14 protein-coding genes are annotated in these 17972 nt (G+C 58.6%); all 14 read left to right on the forward strand.

Features of this window, described 5'->3' with window-relative positions:
• The first annotated feature begins 6 nt into the window (after positions 1-6).
• The 14 genes from C8D77_RS02365 to C8D77_RS02425 all read left to right on the forward strand — a co-directional run bounded on the left by C8D77_RS02365 (position 7) and on the right by C8D77_RS02425 (position 17891).
• Positions 7-813 (forward strand): IclR family transcriptional regulator, encoded by an 807-nt coding sequence (locus tag C8D77_RS02365; RefSeq protein WP_109658973.1) that lies wholly within the window; start codon positions 7-9, stop codon positions 811-813.
• Positions 814-1074: 261 nt separating this feature from the next.
• Entirely contained in the window at positions 1075-2565 is a 1491-nt protein-coding gene (locus tag C8D77_RS02370) for an aldehyde dehydrogenase (protein WP_109658974.1), read from the forward strand.
• Between the two features lie 77 nt (positions 2566-2642).
• Positions 2643-4688 carry an oxidoreductase gene (locus tag C8D77_RS02375; protein WP_109658975.1) on the forward strand — a complete coding sequence of 682 codons (2046 nt, stop codon included), beginning with the start codon at positions 2643-2645 and terminating at the stop codon, positions 4686-4688.
• 9 nt (positions 4689-4697) lie between these two features.
• A complete protein-coding gene (locus C8D77_RS02380) occupies positions 4698-6020 on the forward strand; it encodes an aspartate aminotransferase family protein (protein ID WP_245951616.1) in 1323 nt (440 codons plus the stop codon).
• Between the two features lie 38 nt (positions 6021-6058).
• Positions 6059-6445, forward strand: coding sequence for a RidA family protein (locus C8D77_RS02385; RefSeq protein WP_109661182.1), 387 nt, complete (start codon positions 6059-6061; stop codon positions 6443-6445).
• Positions 6446-6457: 12 nt separating this feature from the next.
• Positions 6458-7333: a beta-keto acid cleavage family enzyme gene (locus C8D77_RS02390; RefSeq protein WP_109658976.1), complete on the forward strand. Its 876-nt coding sequence runs from the start codon at positions 6458-6460 to the stop codon at positions 7331-7333.
• 45 nt (positions 7334-7378) lie between these two features.
• Positions 7379-9136 (forward strand): serine hydrolase domain-containing protein, encoded by a 1758-nt coding sequence (locus C8D77_RS02395; protein WP_109658977.1) that lies wholly within the window; start codon positions 7379-7381, stop codon positions 9134-9136.
• A gap of 548 nt (positions 9137-9684) precedes the next feature.
• Complete coding sequence (locus C8D77_RS37255) at positions 9685-10044, forward strand: 3-keto-5-aminohexanoate cleavage protein (protein ID WP_146211762.1); 360 nt, start codon at positions 9685-9687, stop codon at positions 10042-10044.
• Positions 10045-10121: 77 nt separating this feature from the next.
• A complete protein-coding gene (locus tag C8D77_RS02400) occupies positions 10122-11039 on the forward strand; it encodes a LysR family transcriptional regulator (RefSeq protein WP_109658978.1) in 918 nt (305 codons plus the stop codon).
• Between the two features lie 133 nt (positions 11040-11172).
• A complete protein-coding gene (locus C8D77_RS02405) occupies positions 11173-12624 on the forward strand; it encodes a gamma-aminobutyraldehyde dehydrogenase (protein ID WP_425453704.1) in 1452 nt (483 codons plus the stop codon).
• A gap of 77 nt (positions 12625-12701) precedes the next feature.
• Positions 12702-13805, forward strand: a complete 1104-nt coding sequence (locus tag C8D77_RS02410; RefSeq protein WP_109658980.1) for an ABC transporter substrate-binding protein — start codon at positions 12702-12704, stop codon at positions 13803-13805.
• A gap of 93 nt (positions 13806-13898) precedes the next feature.
• A complete protein-coding gene (locus C8D77_RS02415; RefSeq protein WP_109658981.1) occupies positions 13899-15659 on the forward strand; it encodes an ABC transporter permease subunit in 1761 nt (586 codons plus the stop codon).
• A gap of 40 nt (positions 15660-15699) precedes the next feature.
• Positions 15700-16806 (forward strand): LVIVD repeat-containing protein, encoded by a 1107-nt coding sequence (locus tag C8D77_RS02420; RefSeq protein WP_109658982.1) that lies wholly within the window; start codon positions 15700-15702, stop codon positions 16804-16806.
• Complete coding sequence (locus C8D77_RS02425) at positions 16803-17891, forward strand: ABC transporter ATP-binding protein (protein WP_109658985.1); 1089 nt, start codon at positions 16803-16805, stop codon at positions 17889-17891. The genes C8D77_RS02420 and C8D77_RS02425 overlap by 4 nt, the downstream gene beginning before the upstream one ends.
• Positions 17892-17972 lie beyond the last annotated feature (81 nt).

Below are 17972 nucleotides of genomic sequence, written 5' to 3' on the forward strand. Positions count from 1 at the left end.
GGCATCATGGACAAGAGCACATCGGGCAAAGCGGCTACTGAAAAGCCTCTGGAGCGCTATGTGCGTATTCTCGAGATCGTCGCCGGCTTTCCAGGCGGCATCTCGGGAACCGCCGTCGGCGAGATGCTCGATCTGCCGAAAGCCTCGGCCTACAGGCTGATGAAGAGCTTGGCTGATGTTGAACTGATCGAGCAGAGCGGCCCAAGCGCGGCCAATTTCAAGCTTGGGCGACGGTTGGAAAGACTGCTCTTTTCAGGTGCGAGCGACGACTGGTTCAAGGTCGTTGCGCGTCCGACGTTGCAAGAGCTTTCAGAAAAAACCGGCCAGGCCTGCTTCATCGCGCGACTGTCGGGCGACAGCGTGCGCAGCCTCGACATGGTCGCGCCCGGCGATCTGGTCAGGGCCTATATTGTCCCGGGGCACGAAATCCCGGCGCACGCCGGCGCCTCGGCCAAGGCAATCCTCGCCTTTCAGGATCCGAACTTCATCGCTTCGGTGCTCGACAAGCCGCTCAAGCGGTTCACGGCTGCGACCAAAGTCGACTTCGACGTCCTCGTGGAAGAACTGCAACTCGTGCGCAAAACCGGTGTGGCCTATTGCATCGGTGAAGATGTCGACGGATTTGCAGCGATCGCCGCGCCGATCAGGATCGATGGGCAGCGCACGCAGCATAGCCTGTGTGTCACGGGCACGATCCAGGGAATTATCGACACCAACCGAGAAACTAACGTCGCAGTGGTCAAGCGTCTGGCGGAGAAACTGTCTAAGATCCTGGAAAAACAATTCCGGCATACGTTAAAAAGTACAGCCTGAGTCCAGAAAATCCTTGCCTGCTCGGCAGCGTTCGGTAGTAACCGAAGCGCTCTATTTGCACGTATTATTATAAAAGTTGTGTTTTTCGCGCAACGTTTGAGGGTATTTTCGCAAGAAATATCTGACGAACGTCGTCGATGGCGCTCGTCTTTTGAGAAATCATTGCGGAACATTGCGATATTGTGTTGACAGCCAGCGACCGAAAGGTCTAATTTCTCATTAATTGACTGCAGGTATCGATTATCGAGAAAGGTAGCTTCCATGAGTGCGATCGACTGGCGTCAAGCCGCGTCCAATCTCAATCTCCGCAAACAGGCATTCATTGGCGGAAAATTCGTCGACGCGGTGTCGGGTGGGGTGTTCGACGCGATCAATCCCTCCAATGGAACAACGCTTGCCCAGATAGCGTCGTGCGACGCGACGGATGTCGACCTGGCGGTGCGCTCCGCGCGCGGCGCCTTCGAGTCTGGCTCCTGGTCGCGGCGCTCACCGAGCGATCGCAAGAAAGTGCTGCAGCGCTTCGCCGAGCTGATGCATCAGCACGGTGATGAGCTCGCCCTGCTCGAGACCTTGAATATGGGCAAGCCGATCTCGGACGCGCGCTCAATCGACGTTCCGGCATCTGCCAATACGATCGCCTGGTACGCCGAGGCGATCGACAAGATCTACGACGAGATTGCTCCGACCGGCAGCGGTGCTCTGGGCATGATTACGCGTGAGCCTGTCGGCGTCGTGGCGGCGGTCGTCCCATGGAACTTTCCTTTGCTGATGGCATGCTGGAAACTCGGGCCAGCGCTCGCAGCGGGCAACTCGGTCATTCTCAAGCCTGCCGAGCAGTCACCGCTCTCGGCGATCAGGCTTGCCGAACTCGCGGCGGAAGCCGGTATTCCCGATGGCGTGTTCAACGTGGTCACCGGCCTTGGCGAGACCGCGGGCAAGGCGCTTGGCCTGCACATGGATGTCGATGCGGTGACGTTCACGGGTTCGACTGAAGTCGGCAAGCTCTTCATGAGCTATTCCGCCCAGTCGAACATGAAACGCGTGGCACTCGAATGCGGCGGCAAAACCCCGCATATCGTCATGGCCGATTGCGGCAACCTCGACGAAGCCGCGACGGCGGCGGCTTACGGCATCTTCTTCAACCAGGGTGAGGTCTGCAACGCCGGCTCACGTCTTCTCGTGGACGCCAAGATCAAGGACGCGTTTCTCGAGAAGGTGATTGCTGTCGGGAAAACGCTGACCGTTGGCGACCCTCTCGATGCGGCCACGAAGCTGGGCGCCATGGTCAGTCAGGTTCAAATGGATCGTGTGCTCGACTACATCGATATCGGCGCCAGGGAAGGGGCCGAGCTCAAGTCCGGCGGCAAGCGTGTCCTCAGCGAGACCGGCGGCTACTACATCGAGCCGACCGTTTTCGACAATGTCAGCAACAAGATGCGGATTGCGCAAGAGGAGATCTTCGGCCCCGTCCTTGCCACCATCTCCTTTTCCGGGGCGGAGGAGGCGGTCGCGCTTGCCAACGACACCATCTATGGCCTGGCCGCAGCTGTTTGGACCGACAACATCGACGTCGCGCTGTCCACCGCTCGCCGGCTTAGAGCGGGCTCTGTCTGGATCAACAACTTTGATGAGAGCAACATTACAATGCCCTTTGGCGGCTACAAGCAGTCGGGCTTCGGACGGGACAAATCGCTGCATGCGATCGACAAATACACCGAGCTGAAGGCAACCTGGATCAAGATCCGCGCCTAGCGGTCGTACTGGCTTCATCCCCTGACAAAGCACGCCCTTCGTCCTTCTTTGAGGCGAAGACACAGAAAGAGCCATGCATGCGCGATCCACGCTTCGATATCCTGTTCGAGCCGGTGCGGATCGGACCTGTTGTCGCTCGCAATCGGTTCTACCAGGCACCTCACTGCAACGGCATGGGCAATTTGCGACCGCAAGCCCATGCCGCCATGCGCGGTATCAAGGCCGAGGGCGGATGGGCGGTGGTCAACACCGAGCATTGTTCGGTTCATCCCTCAGGCGACCTCATGCCGGAGGTTCTGCAGATGCTGTGGGATGACGGCGACATTCCACCGCTCGCTTTGATGGTCGAAGCGGTCCACGAGCACGGCTCGCTGGCCGGCGTGCAACTCGCCTATCCCGCCTACTACAACGCCAATCGCATGACCCGCGACGTGCCGCTCGGCCCGATGGACCGACCCGTCAGCGGACACCATCCGGTCCAGGTTCGCGCCATGGACAAGTCCGACATCAAGGCACTGCTGGGATGGTGGAAGGCGGCGGCGCAGCGGGCGCGCAAGGCCGGCTTCGACATTCTCAATGTCGACGGCAATTTCTCCACCATCGCCTTCCAATTCATTTCGCCCCGCAATCAGCGCACCGACGAATATGGCGGCTCGCTGAAAAACCGGGTTCGCCTTCTCAAGGAATTGATCGAGGCAACGCGAGAGGGTGGCGGCGATGCCTGCGCGGTGAGCGTACGTCTGATCATCGATGAACTGTTTGGCCCCGAAGGACTTCGCGCCGCGGACGAAGGGATAGAGGCCATAGGCTTGCTCGCCGAACTGCCGGACCTGTGGGATCTCGTCGTTGGAACCTGGGCCGACGATTCGCCGACCTCCCGCTTCGCACCCGAGAACGACCACGAGCCGTTCATGACCGGGATCAAGGGCGTCACCACCAAGCCGGTCGTCGGTGTCGGGCGCTTCACTTCGCCCGACACGATGGCAAGCCTGATCCGTCGCGGCGTGCTTGACATGATTGGCGCCGCGCGCCCCTCGATCGCCGATCCCTTCTTGCCGAAGAAGATCGAGGAGGGGCGCTACGAAGATATCCGCGAGTGCATTGGCTGCAACATCTGCGTGTCCAGCCACTTTGCCATGACGAACCTGCGCTGCACGCAAAACCCGACCATGGGCGAAGAATGGCGTCGCGGCTGGCATCCCGAACGAATTTCCACCAAATCAAGCGATGCGACCGTGCTCGTGGTTGGCGGTGGGCCAGCGGGTCTCGAATGCGCCCGGGCGCTCGGTCAGCGCGGCTACCAGGTAACCTTGGCCGAGCGTCAAAGCCGTCTCGGTGGCCGCGTGACCCTTGAGGGCGAGCTGCCGGGTCTGCGTGAGTGGCTGAGGGTCCGCGACTGGCGCGTCACTCAGCTCGACAAACTCTCGAATGTCGGTGTCTATCTCGAAAGCGATCTCGGATTGGCCGATGTTCTCGAGTTTGACGCCGATGAGGTCGTGCTCGCGACTGGATCGCAATGGCGCGCCGATGGCGTGGGGCGCGCGGCGTTCAAGCCGCTTGCATTGTCAGCCAGCGTGCCCGTGTTCACACCGGACGACATCATGGGCGGCAATATCCCTTCGGGCCGCATTATCGTCTATGACGACGACCACTACTACATGGGCGCCGTGATCGCTGAAAAGCTGGCGCTGATGGGCAATAATGTGACGTTGGTCACGCCAGCGGCCGACGTCTCCTCCTTCACGATCAACACGCTTGAAAACATTCGAACAGCAAAGCGGCTATATGAGCGTGGCGTTGGAATGGTTACGCACATGGCGCTCGCCGGTGCGCATGAAGGCCAGGCCCTCTTCGTCGATGCGCGAACAGGCGCAACGAGCCACCGGGAGACCGACGCCCTTGTCCTCGTCACAGCGCGGCTACCTCGCAACGAACTGTTTGAAGCGCTGAGCGCCCGTCTTGACAGGGGTGACGCAGGCCGACTGCGCCGTGTCTCGCGCATCGGGGATTGCGAAGCGCCGGCCGCCATCTATGCCGCCGTCTATTCGGGGCACCGTTTTGCTCAAGAATTCGACAACGGCCATCCGACCTTGCGTCGCGAGCGGATCAATCTTGCCACGTAGAACCAAGTGATGAGCGACCTTATGTCAGCACCAGCGACACCAAATTCCGAAAACCTCTATGCCCGTGCCCGCGAGGTCATGCCTGGCGGGAACACGCGCACGACCGTCTATCGCAAGCCGCATCAAATCTATGCCTGGCGCGGCGATGGCTGCCGGATCACCGATGTCGATTGCCATGTCCGGATCGACGCCTTGGGGAACTTCACCTCTCTGATTCATGGCTATGGCAATCGCCAGATCCTCGAGGCTGCCACACGGCAGCTCGAGGCCGGCACATGTTTCGGCATGCCCACCGAGAGTGAGATCCGGCTGTCGGAAATCCTGTGCGACCGTCTGCCGTCCGTCGAGCAGCTTCGTTACACCAATTCCGGCACTGAAGCGGTGATGAACGCGATCAAGGCGGCGCGCGCCTATACCGGCCGACCGAAGATTGCAAAATGCGAGGGCGCCTACCACGGGACCTACGATCCAGCCGAGACAAGCCAGGACGCCACCCCCGCCACCTGGGGCGACATCGACAGGCCGGGATCCGTGCCGACCGCCAAGGGGACACCCCAGGGCGTGCTCGACGATGTCGTCGTCATTCCCTTCAACAACACGCCTGTAGCCGAGGCAATCCTTCGCGCCAGCGGCAACAGCCTGGCGGCCGTGCTCGTCGATGTCATGCCCAATCGCGCAGGGCTGGTGCCGGCTAAGCCCGAATATCTGGCGATGCTGCGGCGGGTTACGCGCGAGCTTGGGGCGCTGCTGATCCTCGACGAGGTCATCACCTTTCGCCTTGGCTACAATGGTGCGCAGGGCCGTTTCGACATCGATCCGGATTTCACCACGCTGGGCAAGATTATCGGTGGCGGCTTCGCCATCGGCGCCATCGGCGGCCGCGCGGAGGTGATGTCGGTGTTCGATCCGAGCAAGGGTCCGCCCGCGGTGCCGCATGGCGGCACATTCAGCGCCAATCCCATGTCCATGTCGGCAGGGATAGCCGCTCTGGAGGAATTGACCCCTGCCGCATTCGAGAAGCTCGAGGCGCTCGGTGATCGATTCGACCAGGGTATTGGTGCCTGTTTTGCCCGACACGGGATCAAGGGGCAGGTTGCCGGACTGGGTTCGCTGCGGCGTGTCCACCTGACGGACGCACCGCTGAGCGACTACCGCTCCACATTCGCCGCAGATGGCGCCGCGCGGGTATCGGCCCTCGCCAAGGCGTTGTTCGACGAAGGCGTGATCATTGCAGGCAATGGATTGATGGCGTTCTCCACTGCCATGGAAGATGCCGATATCGACGAAATAGTGCGGGCCTTCGACCGGGCATTGCTGCCTTTCGCATCATGATAGCGGCAGGAAACTCCAGGGCAGCCAAGGAGTGGCACATGAAAAGGGCCAGGGTCGACGTGAACAACAAGTGGGGCGCGGCTATCGGTTATTCCCGGGCGGTGCGCGCCGGAAACATCATTGTTGTATCGGGCACTTCCGCCTCTGGACCCGATGGGGCACTTCACCCCGGCGATGCGGAACAACAAACCATCGTGGTTCTGCAGCGCATCGGTGCTGCGTTGCACGAACTCGACGCCTCGATCGACGATATTGTCGAGACGCGCATTTTCTTGCGCAACATGAGCGACTGGGAGGCCGTCGGCAAAGCCCACGGCTCCGTTTTCGGCGCCATTCGACCCGCAACGACGATGGTGCAGGCGGGAGCACTAATCGACGAGAGCCTTCTCGTCGAGATCGCCGCCACTGCCATCCTTGCAAGCTGAGAGGGTAGTCTGATGTCGAAGGACACCATCATCACCTGCGCCGTGACCGGTAGCCTGACAAGGCCGCAAGACAACGCAAATCTGCCGGTCACGCCGGAGCAGATCGCTGTCTCGGCGCTTGAGGCCGCCGATGCAGGGGCGTCCATCCTGCATCTTCACGTTCGCCATCCCGACGGTCGGCCGTCGATGGAACTCGATCACTACCGCGAGCTCGTTCGTTTGATCCGCGCCAAGAATACGGAGGTGATCCTGAATATCACCACCGGACCTGGTGGCCGGTTCCAGCCCGGTGAGGAGGACCCCAAGATTGCCGGCCCCCGGACCAATTTCGTGACCGCTGAACGCCGCGTCGAGCATATCCGCGATCTGCGGCCCGACATCTGCACCTTGGATCTCAACACGATGACGTTCGGCAGCGAGGTCGTCATCAACACGCCCCCCAACGTCAAGAAGATGGCGGAGATCATCTATGACTGTGGGGTCCGGCCCGAGTTCGAGCTTTTCGACAGCGGAGACATCAATCTCCTCAACGACTTTCTCGCAAGCGGCGTGTTTCGCGGTCCGCCGCTCGCAAGTCTTGTGCTTGGTGTGAAATACGGCTTCGCGACGACGCCTGAGACCATGATGTTCGCTCGCAACATGCTGCCCCGGGAAGCGATCTGGACAGGCTTTGGCATCGGCCGCGCCGCTTACCCGATGTTGATGCAATCCTACCTGCTTGGCGGCCATGTACGGATCGGGATGGAGGACACGATCCGCATGTCGAAGACCGAGCTTGTGAAGAGCAATGCCGAACTGGTCGAGAAAGCGAAATGGCTTCTGGAAAGGCTTGGCGCCACGATCGCCAGCCCTGCTTCAGCGCGATCTCAGCTCGCTTTGAAGGCTTAGAAGTCCTGAAGACGATGCCAATAGCGGGAATTTGGGAGAACTGAAATGAGAGCGAGATTTGCATTTGTGGCACTTGGGATCGTCTCGTTGGCCATTACCGGCACTGCCAGTGATCTAAAGGCCTCACCAATTTCGGTTCAAGACGTAAAATCCAGCGCAACGCTGCAGCTACGCTCCAACGACGACTTTGTTTCCTCAAAGGATGCTTCGCACGCCACCAAGCCGTTCAGCGGACATCTGGCTTTTGCCGGGGCAAGTATGGTGAGCACCGACAAGCTTGCGCCGGTAAATGGCAAGGACCTGCATGCATTTCCTGCTTTCGAAATCAGCTTCACGACGGTCGGAAGCACCCTCGTCCCCTCTTCACAAGAAATCCTGGGTGACTTCAAACCCACGGGAGCTGGGACCTACTGGCAGATATTGGTACAGCCCGGAAAAGTTTGGTCGGAACCGCATGATCCGCCGGGCTGGACGCGCGCGTCGTTCCCATTTGCACTTATGAATCCCGTGGAAGGCGGCGAGAGCCATAACGGCGTCGCTCTGTTTATGTACAAAGATGCGGATATCACGCCCTTGCATATTCAAATAACCACCGGAACCACGCCCTTCCAGGCTGGCGCGGTTTTCAAGGCAACCGCAACGTCCGTTTCGACGATGAAACCGATTTCGACAGAGGACGTCCATGCCATTGAAAAGGCGTTTAGTGTGCGAGAGGCCAGCCGCCTGCCGGTAACATCGTGGGACAACCTGCCGGTCGGCCTGACCACGGCTCAAAGCACTGAGTTCGGCGGCCGTATGCGTGAGGACTGGAAAGTCGTGACCGCGGTCTTTGCTGACGGCACCATTTATATGAAGAGTTGCCAAACGTCGGACGGTCCGCTGCCTTACTGCGACCGACAGCGCTTCGGCGTATGGTCTGCGACAAAATCCGCCGTCGCGCGCATGGCCATGCTTGAGATGGCAGCCAAATACGGGGATCAAATCTTCACGATGAAGATTGACGATCTGATACCGGAAGCGAAACACTTTCCGGCTTGGAAGGACGTGACGCTAGGCAGCGCCCTCAACATGGCGACCGGTGTCGGAAACGGGGCAGGGAAGCCTGAAGTGAACATCGGTGACGAGCCGTATGATGATTCCTACATGGCATTTTACAACGACGGCGATTTCGCTTCGAAACTGGACAAGGCGCTCGCACGCCCCAGGTCCTATGGCTGGGGTGTCGACAGGTTTGTTCGCTATCGAGACGAGGATTACTTCGTGCTTGTCGCGGCCTTGGACAGCCTGCTTAAACAGAAGGAAGGCGCCGACAAAGACATCGTATCGATGCTACGACGGGAGGTGTACGAAAAAATCGGGATCTACGACCTGCCTGTGGCAACCACGTTTGGTGTAAAAAGGCAGCCTCTTGCGTTCGAGGGGCTGTATGCGACCGTTGATGATCTCGTCAAGATCGCCGAGCTCTTTCAAAACAATGGCGCAGTTTCAGGGGACCAAGTTCTTAGCCAACAGAAAACCCAAGAGGGTTTGACGAACCATCACAAGTGGGGCCTGGACACAGGCCGACCAACCGGTCTGGGCCAGAGATACTTTAGTTCTTTCTGGATCGATGACTTCTCCTTTGATGGGTGCAGCGGAAATTTCGCACGGTTCATGGGTTACGGCGGACAGGTGGTTGCAATGCTGCCAAATAAGCTGCTCGCCGTGCGACTTTCATCGGCGCCGACGGACGACGAGAGCGTGAGTGATTTTTCCGGCCTGGTTCAGGCCTCCAATGCAATCAAAAAAGTCTGCAGCAACTGACAGAGTGCGAGGTGAGATTGCCCGTTGCCTGATCGTCGATGCGCTCCTCTATATCCGGCTATCGGTCAGGGTCAGTGCCGAACCGGCTCCTGCCGGTCTCGACAGGATGCTATGGCCGGGCGGGATCCCTGTTCCGGATGCGATCGGACGCATCAAGTGACGATGGTAGATTTCAGTTGGCCGGCTTTAAATCACCAGCAGCAACCGCGATCATCCAGTGGGATCGAAACGATCCATGATGGGTCAAGTGACAGGCGAGGTTCGCCTTTAATCCGTGTCTACTCTTGGCCGCGCAGTTCGAAAATTCTCGCTCCGTGATCGACCCGGGCCTCTGTGCTTCGATTTTAGCCTTTGCAGCAGGTCGGGCCCAATCTCCGCTTGACAATGAGAACGTACTTTGAGATTCTCGAAAATAGAGATTATGTATCAATAATCGGAACTTTGGAAAAGGTCGCAAATTGAGCGACGCCTCTCGGCAGCCTCAGACCCCGGGGATCTCGGCCGATGCTCGGACACCCTTGCTTCTGAGAACGAGGATGAGCCCCTTCATGGTTGACATCAAACAGATGACAATGAAGTCCGTCGTTGGCGTGAGACGTTTCAGTTCATCTGGCACTGTGGCCCGCCCTTGTCCGGCGCGGCGTCTACAAGATCATGGTGTACGCGAACAAAACAAGTTGCTGCAGGACGCGATCCGCACAGGCCCGCGCATCGGGCGAGCGGCTCTTTCGATGTCAACGCAGACGTATCCGCTCGGTGGGCATGTCCGCGTTGGTAAGGAGGGCGCCATTCGCGCTGCGCTAGGTTTGTCGGTCGATTGCGATGCCTCACTAAGAAAACAGGCTCGTCGCCTGCCAGCTACTGTGCAGATTCAAAGCAGCATCGCTTTTCGTACTGAGCGGCCGTAACCGTATCGGTTGTGGCCTGGACGGTGGTCGCGTCCATCGAAAATTGTGGTGGCAACTCGGAGGCGTGAGCAATTCCGATGAACATTACTATTCGCCAGATCTCGTATTTTGTCGCGACGGCTGAGGAGGGGAGCATATCCGCGGCGGCAGCGGCAGTTGGTATCTCACAGTCGGCCATCACCGAGAGCGTGCGAATGCTTGAACTGCAGACTGGGGCCACCCTGTTCGACCGCCACTCCAAGGGTGTTGTGTTGACCTATCAGGGGCACCAGTTCCTGCGGCATTCGCGGCTGATCCTGGCGGCAGTGGCGGACGCTGGGAGGGCGGTCAGTATCACCAAGCCTCAATCGATCTCGGGCACGCTAACGCTCGGAGTTACGAGCCTTGTTGCTGGTTATTTCCTGGCGGATGTCCTGGCCCGACTGCGTCGGGTGTTCCCGAAGCTAGTGGTCAAAGTCACCGAGGAGGACCGGTCCTACATCGAACATCTGGTCGTCAACGGCGAGCTGCAGGTTGCCTTGATGCTGATCTCCAATTTGGCCAATCAAGATGCACTAGAGTCGGAAGTTCTGGTTCGTTCAAGCAATCGAGTTTGGCTATCGGCGGGTCATCCACTGGTAGCGTGCAAGCAGATCGCCTTGGCAGATATCGCGCGAGAGCCTGTAATCGGGCTGACGATTGATGAGATGGGACAAAACAGTGAGGGGATTTGGCGTCCGACCGGCCTCCATCCGAATATCGTTTTGCATACCTCGTCAGTCGAGGCGGTGCGCAGCCTGGTGGCGACCGGAGCAGGGATCGCGGTGTTGCCTGACATCGCCTTCCGCCAATGGTCTCTGGAAGGAGACCGCCTCGAAGTGCGAGCACTGGAGGACCCGATCCCGACTGTCGACGTCGGTGTCGTTTGGCGGCGGGGATCGATGCTGGCGGAGCCGGCCTCCGTGTTCCTTGCGTTGGCGCGAGGCTATCGAATGGTGCGCCACTTCACCGCCTAGTGGCCATCGATTTTTCCGATAGCTGCCGGCTTGTATTTTGAATTTTACGCAGCAGGCCCGGTTTCTATAGTCAAGTCGAAAGGGACTAGCACACGTTGCCAGAGGAAGCGTTATGGACCTGCCATCTTCACAGATCGAAACGCGGCTTTTCATCGACGGACAGCTTGTTGCTGGCCAGGGAGAGGTCGAGGCCATCGTTGATCCGGCTTCTGGCAGCGTCATCGCACAGGTCGCTGAAGCGTCGTTGGATCAACTTAATGCGGCGGTCGCCGCGGCCACGAAAGCCTTCGCGACGTGGTCAATCACGACACCCGCCTACCGTGCGGGATTGCTCTTCCGTATAGCTGACTTGATCGACAGGGACGCCGAAGCGTTCGCGGCCCTTGAGTCGCTCAACACCGGAAAACCCTATATCCGTATGTTGAAGGACGAGATGCCGGCCGTGGCCGAGCTCTTCCGTTTCATGGGGGGGGCGTCGCGTTGCATGGGGGGCAGCGCCGCCGGCGAGTATCTTCCCAATCATACCAGCATGACCCGACGCGATCCCGTGGGCGTTGTCGGTTTGATCGCTCCTTGGAACTACCCTTTGACGACCGCAGCCATGAAGCTCGCAGCGGCGCTGGCAGCGGGTAACACGGTGCTTCTGAAGCCCTCGGAGCAGACGCCGCTTTCGTCGTTGAAGCTTGCCGAGCTGTTGGCCGGGGTTCTTCCGCCAGGTGTGGTAAACATCCTGCCCGGTCGCGGCGAGACCATAGGTTCCGCGCTCGTAGCCCATCCAGACATCCGGCTTGTGTCACTCACAGGTGACACCGTGACGGGCCAAAAGGTACTGCAAACCGCGGCAAAGACGCTGAAGCGCACCCATCTGGAACTCGGCGGCAAGGCGCCCGTCATCGTCATGAACGACGCCGACCTCGAAGAGGTCGTGCGTTGCATCCGCTTTGCTGGTTTCTACAATGCAGGCCAGGATTGTACGGCCGCGTGTCGTATCTATGCGGCTCCAAAAATCCACGACAAGCTGGTCGCTGAGCTCGACGGCGCCCTCAAGTCGTTGTGTATTGGTTCGCCCGGCGAAGGGACGACCGAGTTGGGTCCTTTGATCAGCCAGCGTCAGCGCGAGCGGGTCGCCAGTTTCGTGGAGCGCGCGGCGCAGCAGAAGCACATCGAGGTCGTGACGGGGGGCCGTCCGTCAGATCGCGCCGGCTTTTTCTATGAGCCGACGCTGATTGTTGGAGCCCTGCAGTCGGACGAGATCGTCCGGCGCGAGGTGTTCGGACCGGTCGTTTCCGTCACGCGCGTCGAGGATGCTGACCAGGCCATCGCTTGGGCAAATGACAACGACTACGGGCTTGCCTCGTCGGTGTGGACCCGCGACGTCAAGACCGCGCTAAAGATCAGCGCGCGCTTACAATATGGCGTCGTATGGGTGAACCAACATCTGACTTTCGTGCATGAGATGCCTCATGGTGGCATGAAGATGTCAGGCTTCGGCAAGGAAATGTCGATGTATGGTCTCGAAGAATATACCATCGTCAGGCATGTCATGATGAACTTTGGTAGTGGCTCGACCGGCTTTAGTGGATGAAGTTATTGTTTGCTTTGTGACTACGAGTGGATGATTGAGGGTTGTTACTGAGGGAACTCTAAAAGGGAGGAAGAATAATGTTGAAACGTGCAATGTCTCGACGCGCCCTGCTCAGGGAGGCAGTTGCAACGGCAGCGCTTGTCGCGGCTCCGACGGCATGGGCTCAGCAGAAGGAAGAACCCGAAATATTATACGGAACAACTGGCGGGATTGTGGAGGAGGTGCAGCGAAAAACGATCTTCGATCCCTTTACCGCTGCCACGGGCATCAAAGTCGTGTCAGTTCCATATCCGAAGCTCGCCAAGGTCGAGGCAATGGTCTCAACAGACACTGTTGACCTTGATTTCTGGGAAATTGGTGCCACGGATATCGGCATTTTGGGCCGGCGAAACCTGCTTGAGCCCATCGACTACTCGGCACTGCGCTCCGGGCTGAAAGACGACCTAATCACCAACGGCGCACTTCAGTACGGTGTAGGCACGATCGTCTGGGGCGCGGGCATCGTATACAGCGCCACCGAGTTCAAAGAAGGGTCGCATCCGCGCAGCTGGGCGGATGTCTGGGACGTCAGCAAGTTCCCGGGTCCCAGGGCGCTGCCCGATCCGAGCTATTATGTAGGACCCATCGAAGCGGCGTTGGTCGCCGACGGCGTGCCGGTCGACAAATTGTACCCGCTGGACGTTGACCGCGCCTTTGCCTCCCTCGACAAGATCAAGCCGCATGTTGCCAAGTTCTGGTCAACCAGCCCTGAAGGCCTCAATTTGATGACGAGCGGCAATGCGGTGGTAGGCATGAACACGCTTGGCCGCATCATTGTGATGAAGCAGCAGGGGCAGGATCCGGGGATCAATATCGAATTCAATCAGGCGATGGCCAAGATCTCCTATTGGGGTATGCCCAAGAAGGCGCCGCACCCGAAGAATTTTCATCGCCTGTTGGATTACTATTTGGAGCCAAAAAATCACGCGGCCTTCCTGAATGCTTATCCAGCTTATGGCCTCACCGTGAAGTCAGCGCAGCAATACATGGACCCCAAAACGGCGGCCAGCCGGATCAATTCTCCTGAACACCTCGCCAGTCTCATAATGATCAATGACGACTGGTGGATGGAACAGGACAGCTCCGGCCGCAGCAATTTTGAAAAGGTCAACGAGCGCTGGGCAAGCTGGGTAAGCCAATAGCCGGTCCCGGGTTCAGTGCTAGAGGGATTGTTCGAATAGTGACGTCGCAGCACCCGCGGCTCAGAAAGGTTCTGAGCGCACGATGGAGAAATCATGCCTAAACTGCGGGGACCGGACACAGTCAACCGAGCAGCCGTGATGTTGTTGACGGGTCCGCTGTTGTTTCTTCTATGCTTCTTTTATGTGCCGCTCATCCAGACGCTCTGGATGAGCTTCTGGATAGACGGTGTCTTTACTTTCAGTAACTACGAGCGGGCGCTAAGTTCGGCACTGTACCTGAACGCCTTTGTCTGGACATTCGAGCTCGCCCTTTTTACCACCATCCTCAGCTTGGTCGTCGGCTATCCGGTCGCGTATGTCATGGCGACCGGCGGGTCGCGACTGCGACTTTTCATTCTGATCTGCATCATCATGCCGTTCTGGACGAGTGCGTTGGTGCGCACCTTTGCCTGGGTCGCCATCCTTGGCCGGGAGGGGATCGTCAATTCCAGCCTAATGTATCTTTCGATCGTATCCCGCCCGATGTCGTTGGTGTTCAACCGTATCGGGGTCTTCATTGGCACGGTCCACGTCATGCTGCCTTACATGGTATTGTGCCTCTACAGCTCCATGCACGGCATCGACCGCTCGCTTGTCCGAGCCGCCGAAACGCTTGGAGCGGGCCGGATGCGTTCGTTCTTTTTGATCTATGTTCCCCAGACAGCTCCAGGAATTATCTCGGGTTCGCTTCTGGTGTTCATCGTTTCGCTTGGCTTCTTTGTGACCCCGGCGGTTCTCGGCGGAAATCAAAGCCCCTCGGTTGTGGTTCTGGTGGAGCGCCATATGGGGGTGATGCTGAATTGGCCCATGGCCGCGACTTTGTCTTCCCTCTTGCTGGCGGCTACACTTTTGCTGTTTGCAGTGTTCAATCGCTACGTCCGTGCTGGACATGCGGCACCGGAAGGTCAAGGCGGCGAAGCGATCAGGCTCTACACGCTGATCGCGAAGCTGGATCAAGGATGGCGCCCTGTTCGCGCGCTGTGGAGACGCTTCTCGCCAAATCCACTGCGGCGTAGGCGGCGGTCAGCGAGATCGCAGCCCAGGCTGGCAACTCTGATGGCGGCGCTGATCGCGACCATAACCGCTTTCCCGATCCTCTTGATCGTTCTTATGGCGTTTTTCCCGTCGCCCTCTAGCGCTATCAGGCTCGGCAATTTCTCATTGCGTTGGTTCGCATTGTATTTCACGCGTGATGAGTGGATCAGTTCGACACTCACCAGCTTTCAAGTCGCGCTGGTGACAGCGGCCTTGGCGAGCACAATCGCACTTGTGACCGCCCTCGGGCTCCGTCGCTTGCCACCGGCGGTCCGGACGACCTTGGTGTCGATCAACTTGACCCCAATGATAGTGCCGGCGGTCGCATATGGTGTGTCGGCATACTTTCTCTTTGCACAAATTGGCCTAATTGGAACAAGGATAAGCCTGGTCTTGGGGCATACAATCCTTGCGATCCCTCCGACGGTGCTTGTTATGGTGGCGGCGGTCCAATCAATCGACAACCGTCTCGAGGATGCAGCCGCGTCTCTTGGCGCGTCTCCATGGCGTCGGCTTCGTCATATTATTCTACCGTTGCTGGCTCCGATGACGGCCGCCAGCGCGCTAATCGCCTTTCTGACATCCTTCGACGATCTCGCGATCGCGTTGTTTCTCACGAGCAGCAAGGCAAAGACGCTGCCGAAACAACTCTACGACAGCATGCTCAACGATAGTGATCCACGCGTTTTTGCTGCGTCTGCGGTTCTCGTGGGATTAACGATAGCGGCGCTGGTCATCATGCATCTGCTGCGATCGCGCTCGATGAGTGAGCGCGGATAAACCTTGTCGCCTTCACGACTTAGGACTGCCCGGCGAAAAAATGTTCAAGGAGAAAAAAATGGGTCAATTGAAGCTCAAGCATATAGGTTACGCCGATGTCCGCGGCGGTGGCCAGGTCAATGTGCAAGGGAACGTTTGCTTCGTGGGCCATATCTCGCCCCCCGAAGGAACCACCATTCTAGACATCTCCGATCCGGCAAAACCACGCTTCCTGTCGCATCTCACCATGCCATGGACAGCCCATAGTCATAAGGTTCGGGTGCATGGAGATCTGATGCTGATCAACAACGAAGCTTACCCTGAATTCAGCATAGCGCCGGAATTCCAGGGCGGCGTTCGTATATTCGACATCTCACGACCCGAACAGCCGAAGGAGATCCATTTCCTGCGTACCGGGGGTCGGGGCGTCCATCGCTTCGACTTTGACGGTCGTTACGCCTATCTGTCGACGGAGATTGAAGGCTATCAAGGCAATATCCTGGTGACCTACGACTTGGCCGATCCCACCCGGCCGAGGGAAGTCTCGCGCTGGTGGCTGCCGGGGCAGTGGACGGCTGGCGGTGAAACCCCCTCCTGGGAAGGAGGCGTACGCCATCGCGTTCACCACGGCTTGCGGCGGGGCAATTATATCTATGTCTCTCTCGTACACGCTGGCATGGCGATCGTCGACGTGACGGATATTACCAAACCCAAGACTGTTTGCCGCCATCCGCTGCACGGCCTGTTCACACACACGATCGTGCCAACACCCGGCGCGGTGACCAATGGCGACTTTGTGATCTCAGTCGATGAAGGCTGGTGGGATATGGAAGGGTGGGCCACAAGCCTCGATATTGCCGATCGGCACGCGCCGAAAATCGTCGACGAGTTCAAGCTGCCGCGCGGGAAAGAGATGGGCATTTGGGCAGCGCATCAGCCGCATGAGGAGATCGTTGACAACTTATTGTTCCTGGCCTGGTTCTCCCATGGCTTGCGCGTTCTTGATGTCAGCGATCCGAGGAAAATGGTCGAAATCGCCAGCTGGCTACCTCCGATGCGTTCGGAGTTCGGACCGCTGTCGAACGACGTCTTTGTCGATCGTGCGACGCAACGGATTTATCTGATCGATCGCGTGCGCGGGCTCGAGATCTTGGAATACAGCCTATGAAATCGGCAGTACCTGCCAGGCAGGCAGGCAGCCTGGAGCTGCGGTCATTGCGCAAGTCTTATGGCGGCGTCGTGGCCGTGGACGACGTCTCTCTTTCTGTGCGTGCCGGGGAGTTCCTGACGTTGCTGGGGCCGAGCGGCTCTGGGAAGTCCACCACCTTGATGATGATTGCCGGCTTTGTTCAGCCCGAGGCAGGGTCGATCCTTTTGGACAATACGGATCTGGTCGGTATTCCCACGCACAAGCGCTCAATCGGCGTTGTTTTCCAGAACTACGCCCTTTTTCCGCATATGAGCGTTGCACAAAACATCGGATTTCCATTGCGGATGCGTGACATGGAGGAAGCCGACACACGAGATCATATAGCCCGCGCCACGGCGCTCGTTCGATTGCACGGCCTTGAGGAGCGTTATGCTCGACAACTATCCGGAGGCCAACAACAGCGAGTGGCGCTCGCCCGCGCCTTGGTGTTCCAACCACCGCTATTGCTGCTTGATGAGCCGCTCGGCGCGTTGGATCGCATGTTGCGAGAGCAGATGAAGCATGAGTTACGGCGAGTGCATCAGGAACTGGGGACGACGCTGATCTATGTGACGCACGACCAAGACGAAGCGCTGGTCCTGTCTGATCGGATCGCGATTATGAAGAACGGTCGGGTGGAGCAGATTGCGCCGCCGCGTGAAATATACGAGCGGCCCGTCAATCAGTTTGTCGCCGGATTCATGGGGGAGAGCAACTTCCTCGGCGGTCGCGTCGTTGGCGAGCATGGCGGTACAGCAACCGTCAAGATCGGTGAACTCCTACTCCAGGGCGTACCGTCAAGCGGCATTCGCGCGGATCAAGACGTCGAAGTGTTTATTCGTCCCGAGAAGATCGTCTTCACAGCGCCTGGTGACGAAAAGGGATGGGCCGGGACCGTCAAGGATCTGATCTATAGCGGCGATTCCATTCGATATGTGATTTCGTTGGGATCGGCGCAGGTGATCGTCAAGCAGACTGTGCGGCAAGGCGTGTATTTGCCAGCTCGCGGGGATGCGGTTTCGTTGTCCTGGGATCCGCTCGACATCATTCTGTTTCCCTCTTAACGGGCGCGGTCGTGACGAGGGATGTTACCGTCAACGATTGGCTATGCGCTGCTGCCAATATTCAGCATTGAGGCCCCGCGC

The organism is Mesorhizobium loti (assembly GCF_003148495.1).
GTDB lineage: Bacteria > Pseudomonadota > Alphaproteobacteria > Rhizobiales > Rhizobiaceae > Mesorhizobium > Mesorhizobium loti.

Excerpts from the sequence above, each read along its gene's own strand:
- C8D77_RS02365 (WP_109658973.1), top strand. The coding sequence starts at position 7 with ATGGACAAGAGCACATCGGGCAAAGCGGCTACTGAAAAGCCTCTGGAG.
- C8D77_RS02370 (WP_109658974.1), top strand. The coding sequence starts at position 1,075 with ATGAGTGCGATCGACTGGCGTCAAGCCGCGTCCAATCTCAATCTCCGC.
- C8D77_RS02375 (WP_109658975.1), top strand. The coding sequence starts at position 2,643 with ATGCGCGATCCACGCTTCGATATCCTGTTCGAGCCGGTGCGGATCGGA.
- C8D77_RS02380 (WP_245951616.1), top strand. The coding sequence starts at position 4,698 with ATGAGCGACCTTATGTCAGCACCAGCGACACCAAATTCCGAAAACCTC.
- C8D77_RS02385 (WP_109661182.1), top strand. The coding sequence starts at position 6,059 with ATGAAAAGGGCCAGGGTCGACGTGAACAACAAGTGGGGCGCGGCTATC.
- C8D77_RS02390 (WP_109658976.1), top strand. The coding sequence starts at position 6,458 with ATGTCGAAGGACACCATCATCACCTGCGCCGTGACCGGTAGCCTGACA.
- C8D77_RS02395 (WP_109658977.1), top strand. The coding sequence starts at position 7,379 with ATGAGAGCGAGATTTGCATTTGTGGCACTTGGGATCGTCTCGTTGGCC.
- C8D77_RS37255 (WP_146211762.1), top strand. The coding sequence starts at position 9,685 with ATGGTTGACATCAAACAGATGACAATGAAGTCCGTCGTTGGCGTGAGA.
- C8D77_RS02400 (WP_109658978.1), top strand. The coding sequence starts at position 10,122 with ATGAACATTACTATTCGCCAGATCTCGTATTTTGTCGCGACGGCTGAG.
- C8D77_RS02410 (WP_109658980.1), top strand. The coding sequence starts at position 12,702 with ATGTTGAAACGTGCAATGTCTCGACGCGCCCTGCTCAGGGAGGCAGTT.
- C8D77_RS02415 (WP_109658981.1), top strand. The coding sequence starts at position 13,899 with ATGCCTAAACTGCGGGGACCGGACACAGTCAACCGAGCAGCCGTGATG.
- C8D77_RS02420 (WP_109658982.1), top strand. The coding sequence starts at position 15,700 with ATGTTCAAGGAGAAAAAAATGGGTCAATTGAAGCTCAAGCATATAGGT.
- C8D77_RS02425 (WP_109658985.1), top strand. The coding sequence starts at position 16,803 with ATGAAATCGGCAGTACCTGCCAGGCAGGCAGGCAGCCTGGAGCTGCGG.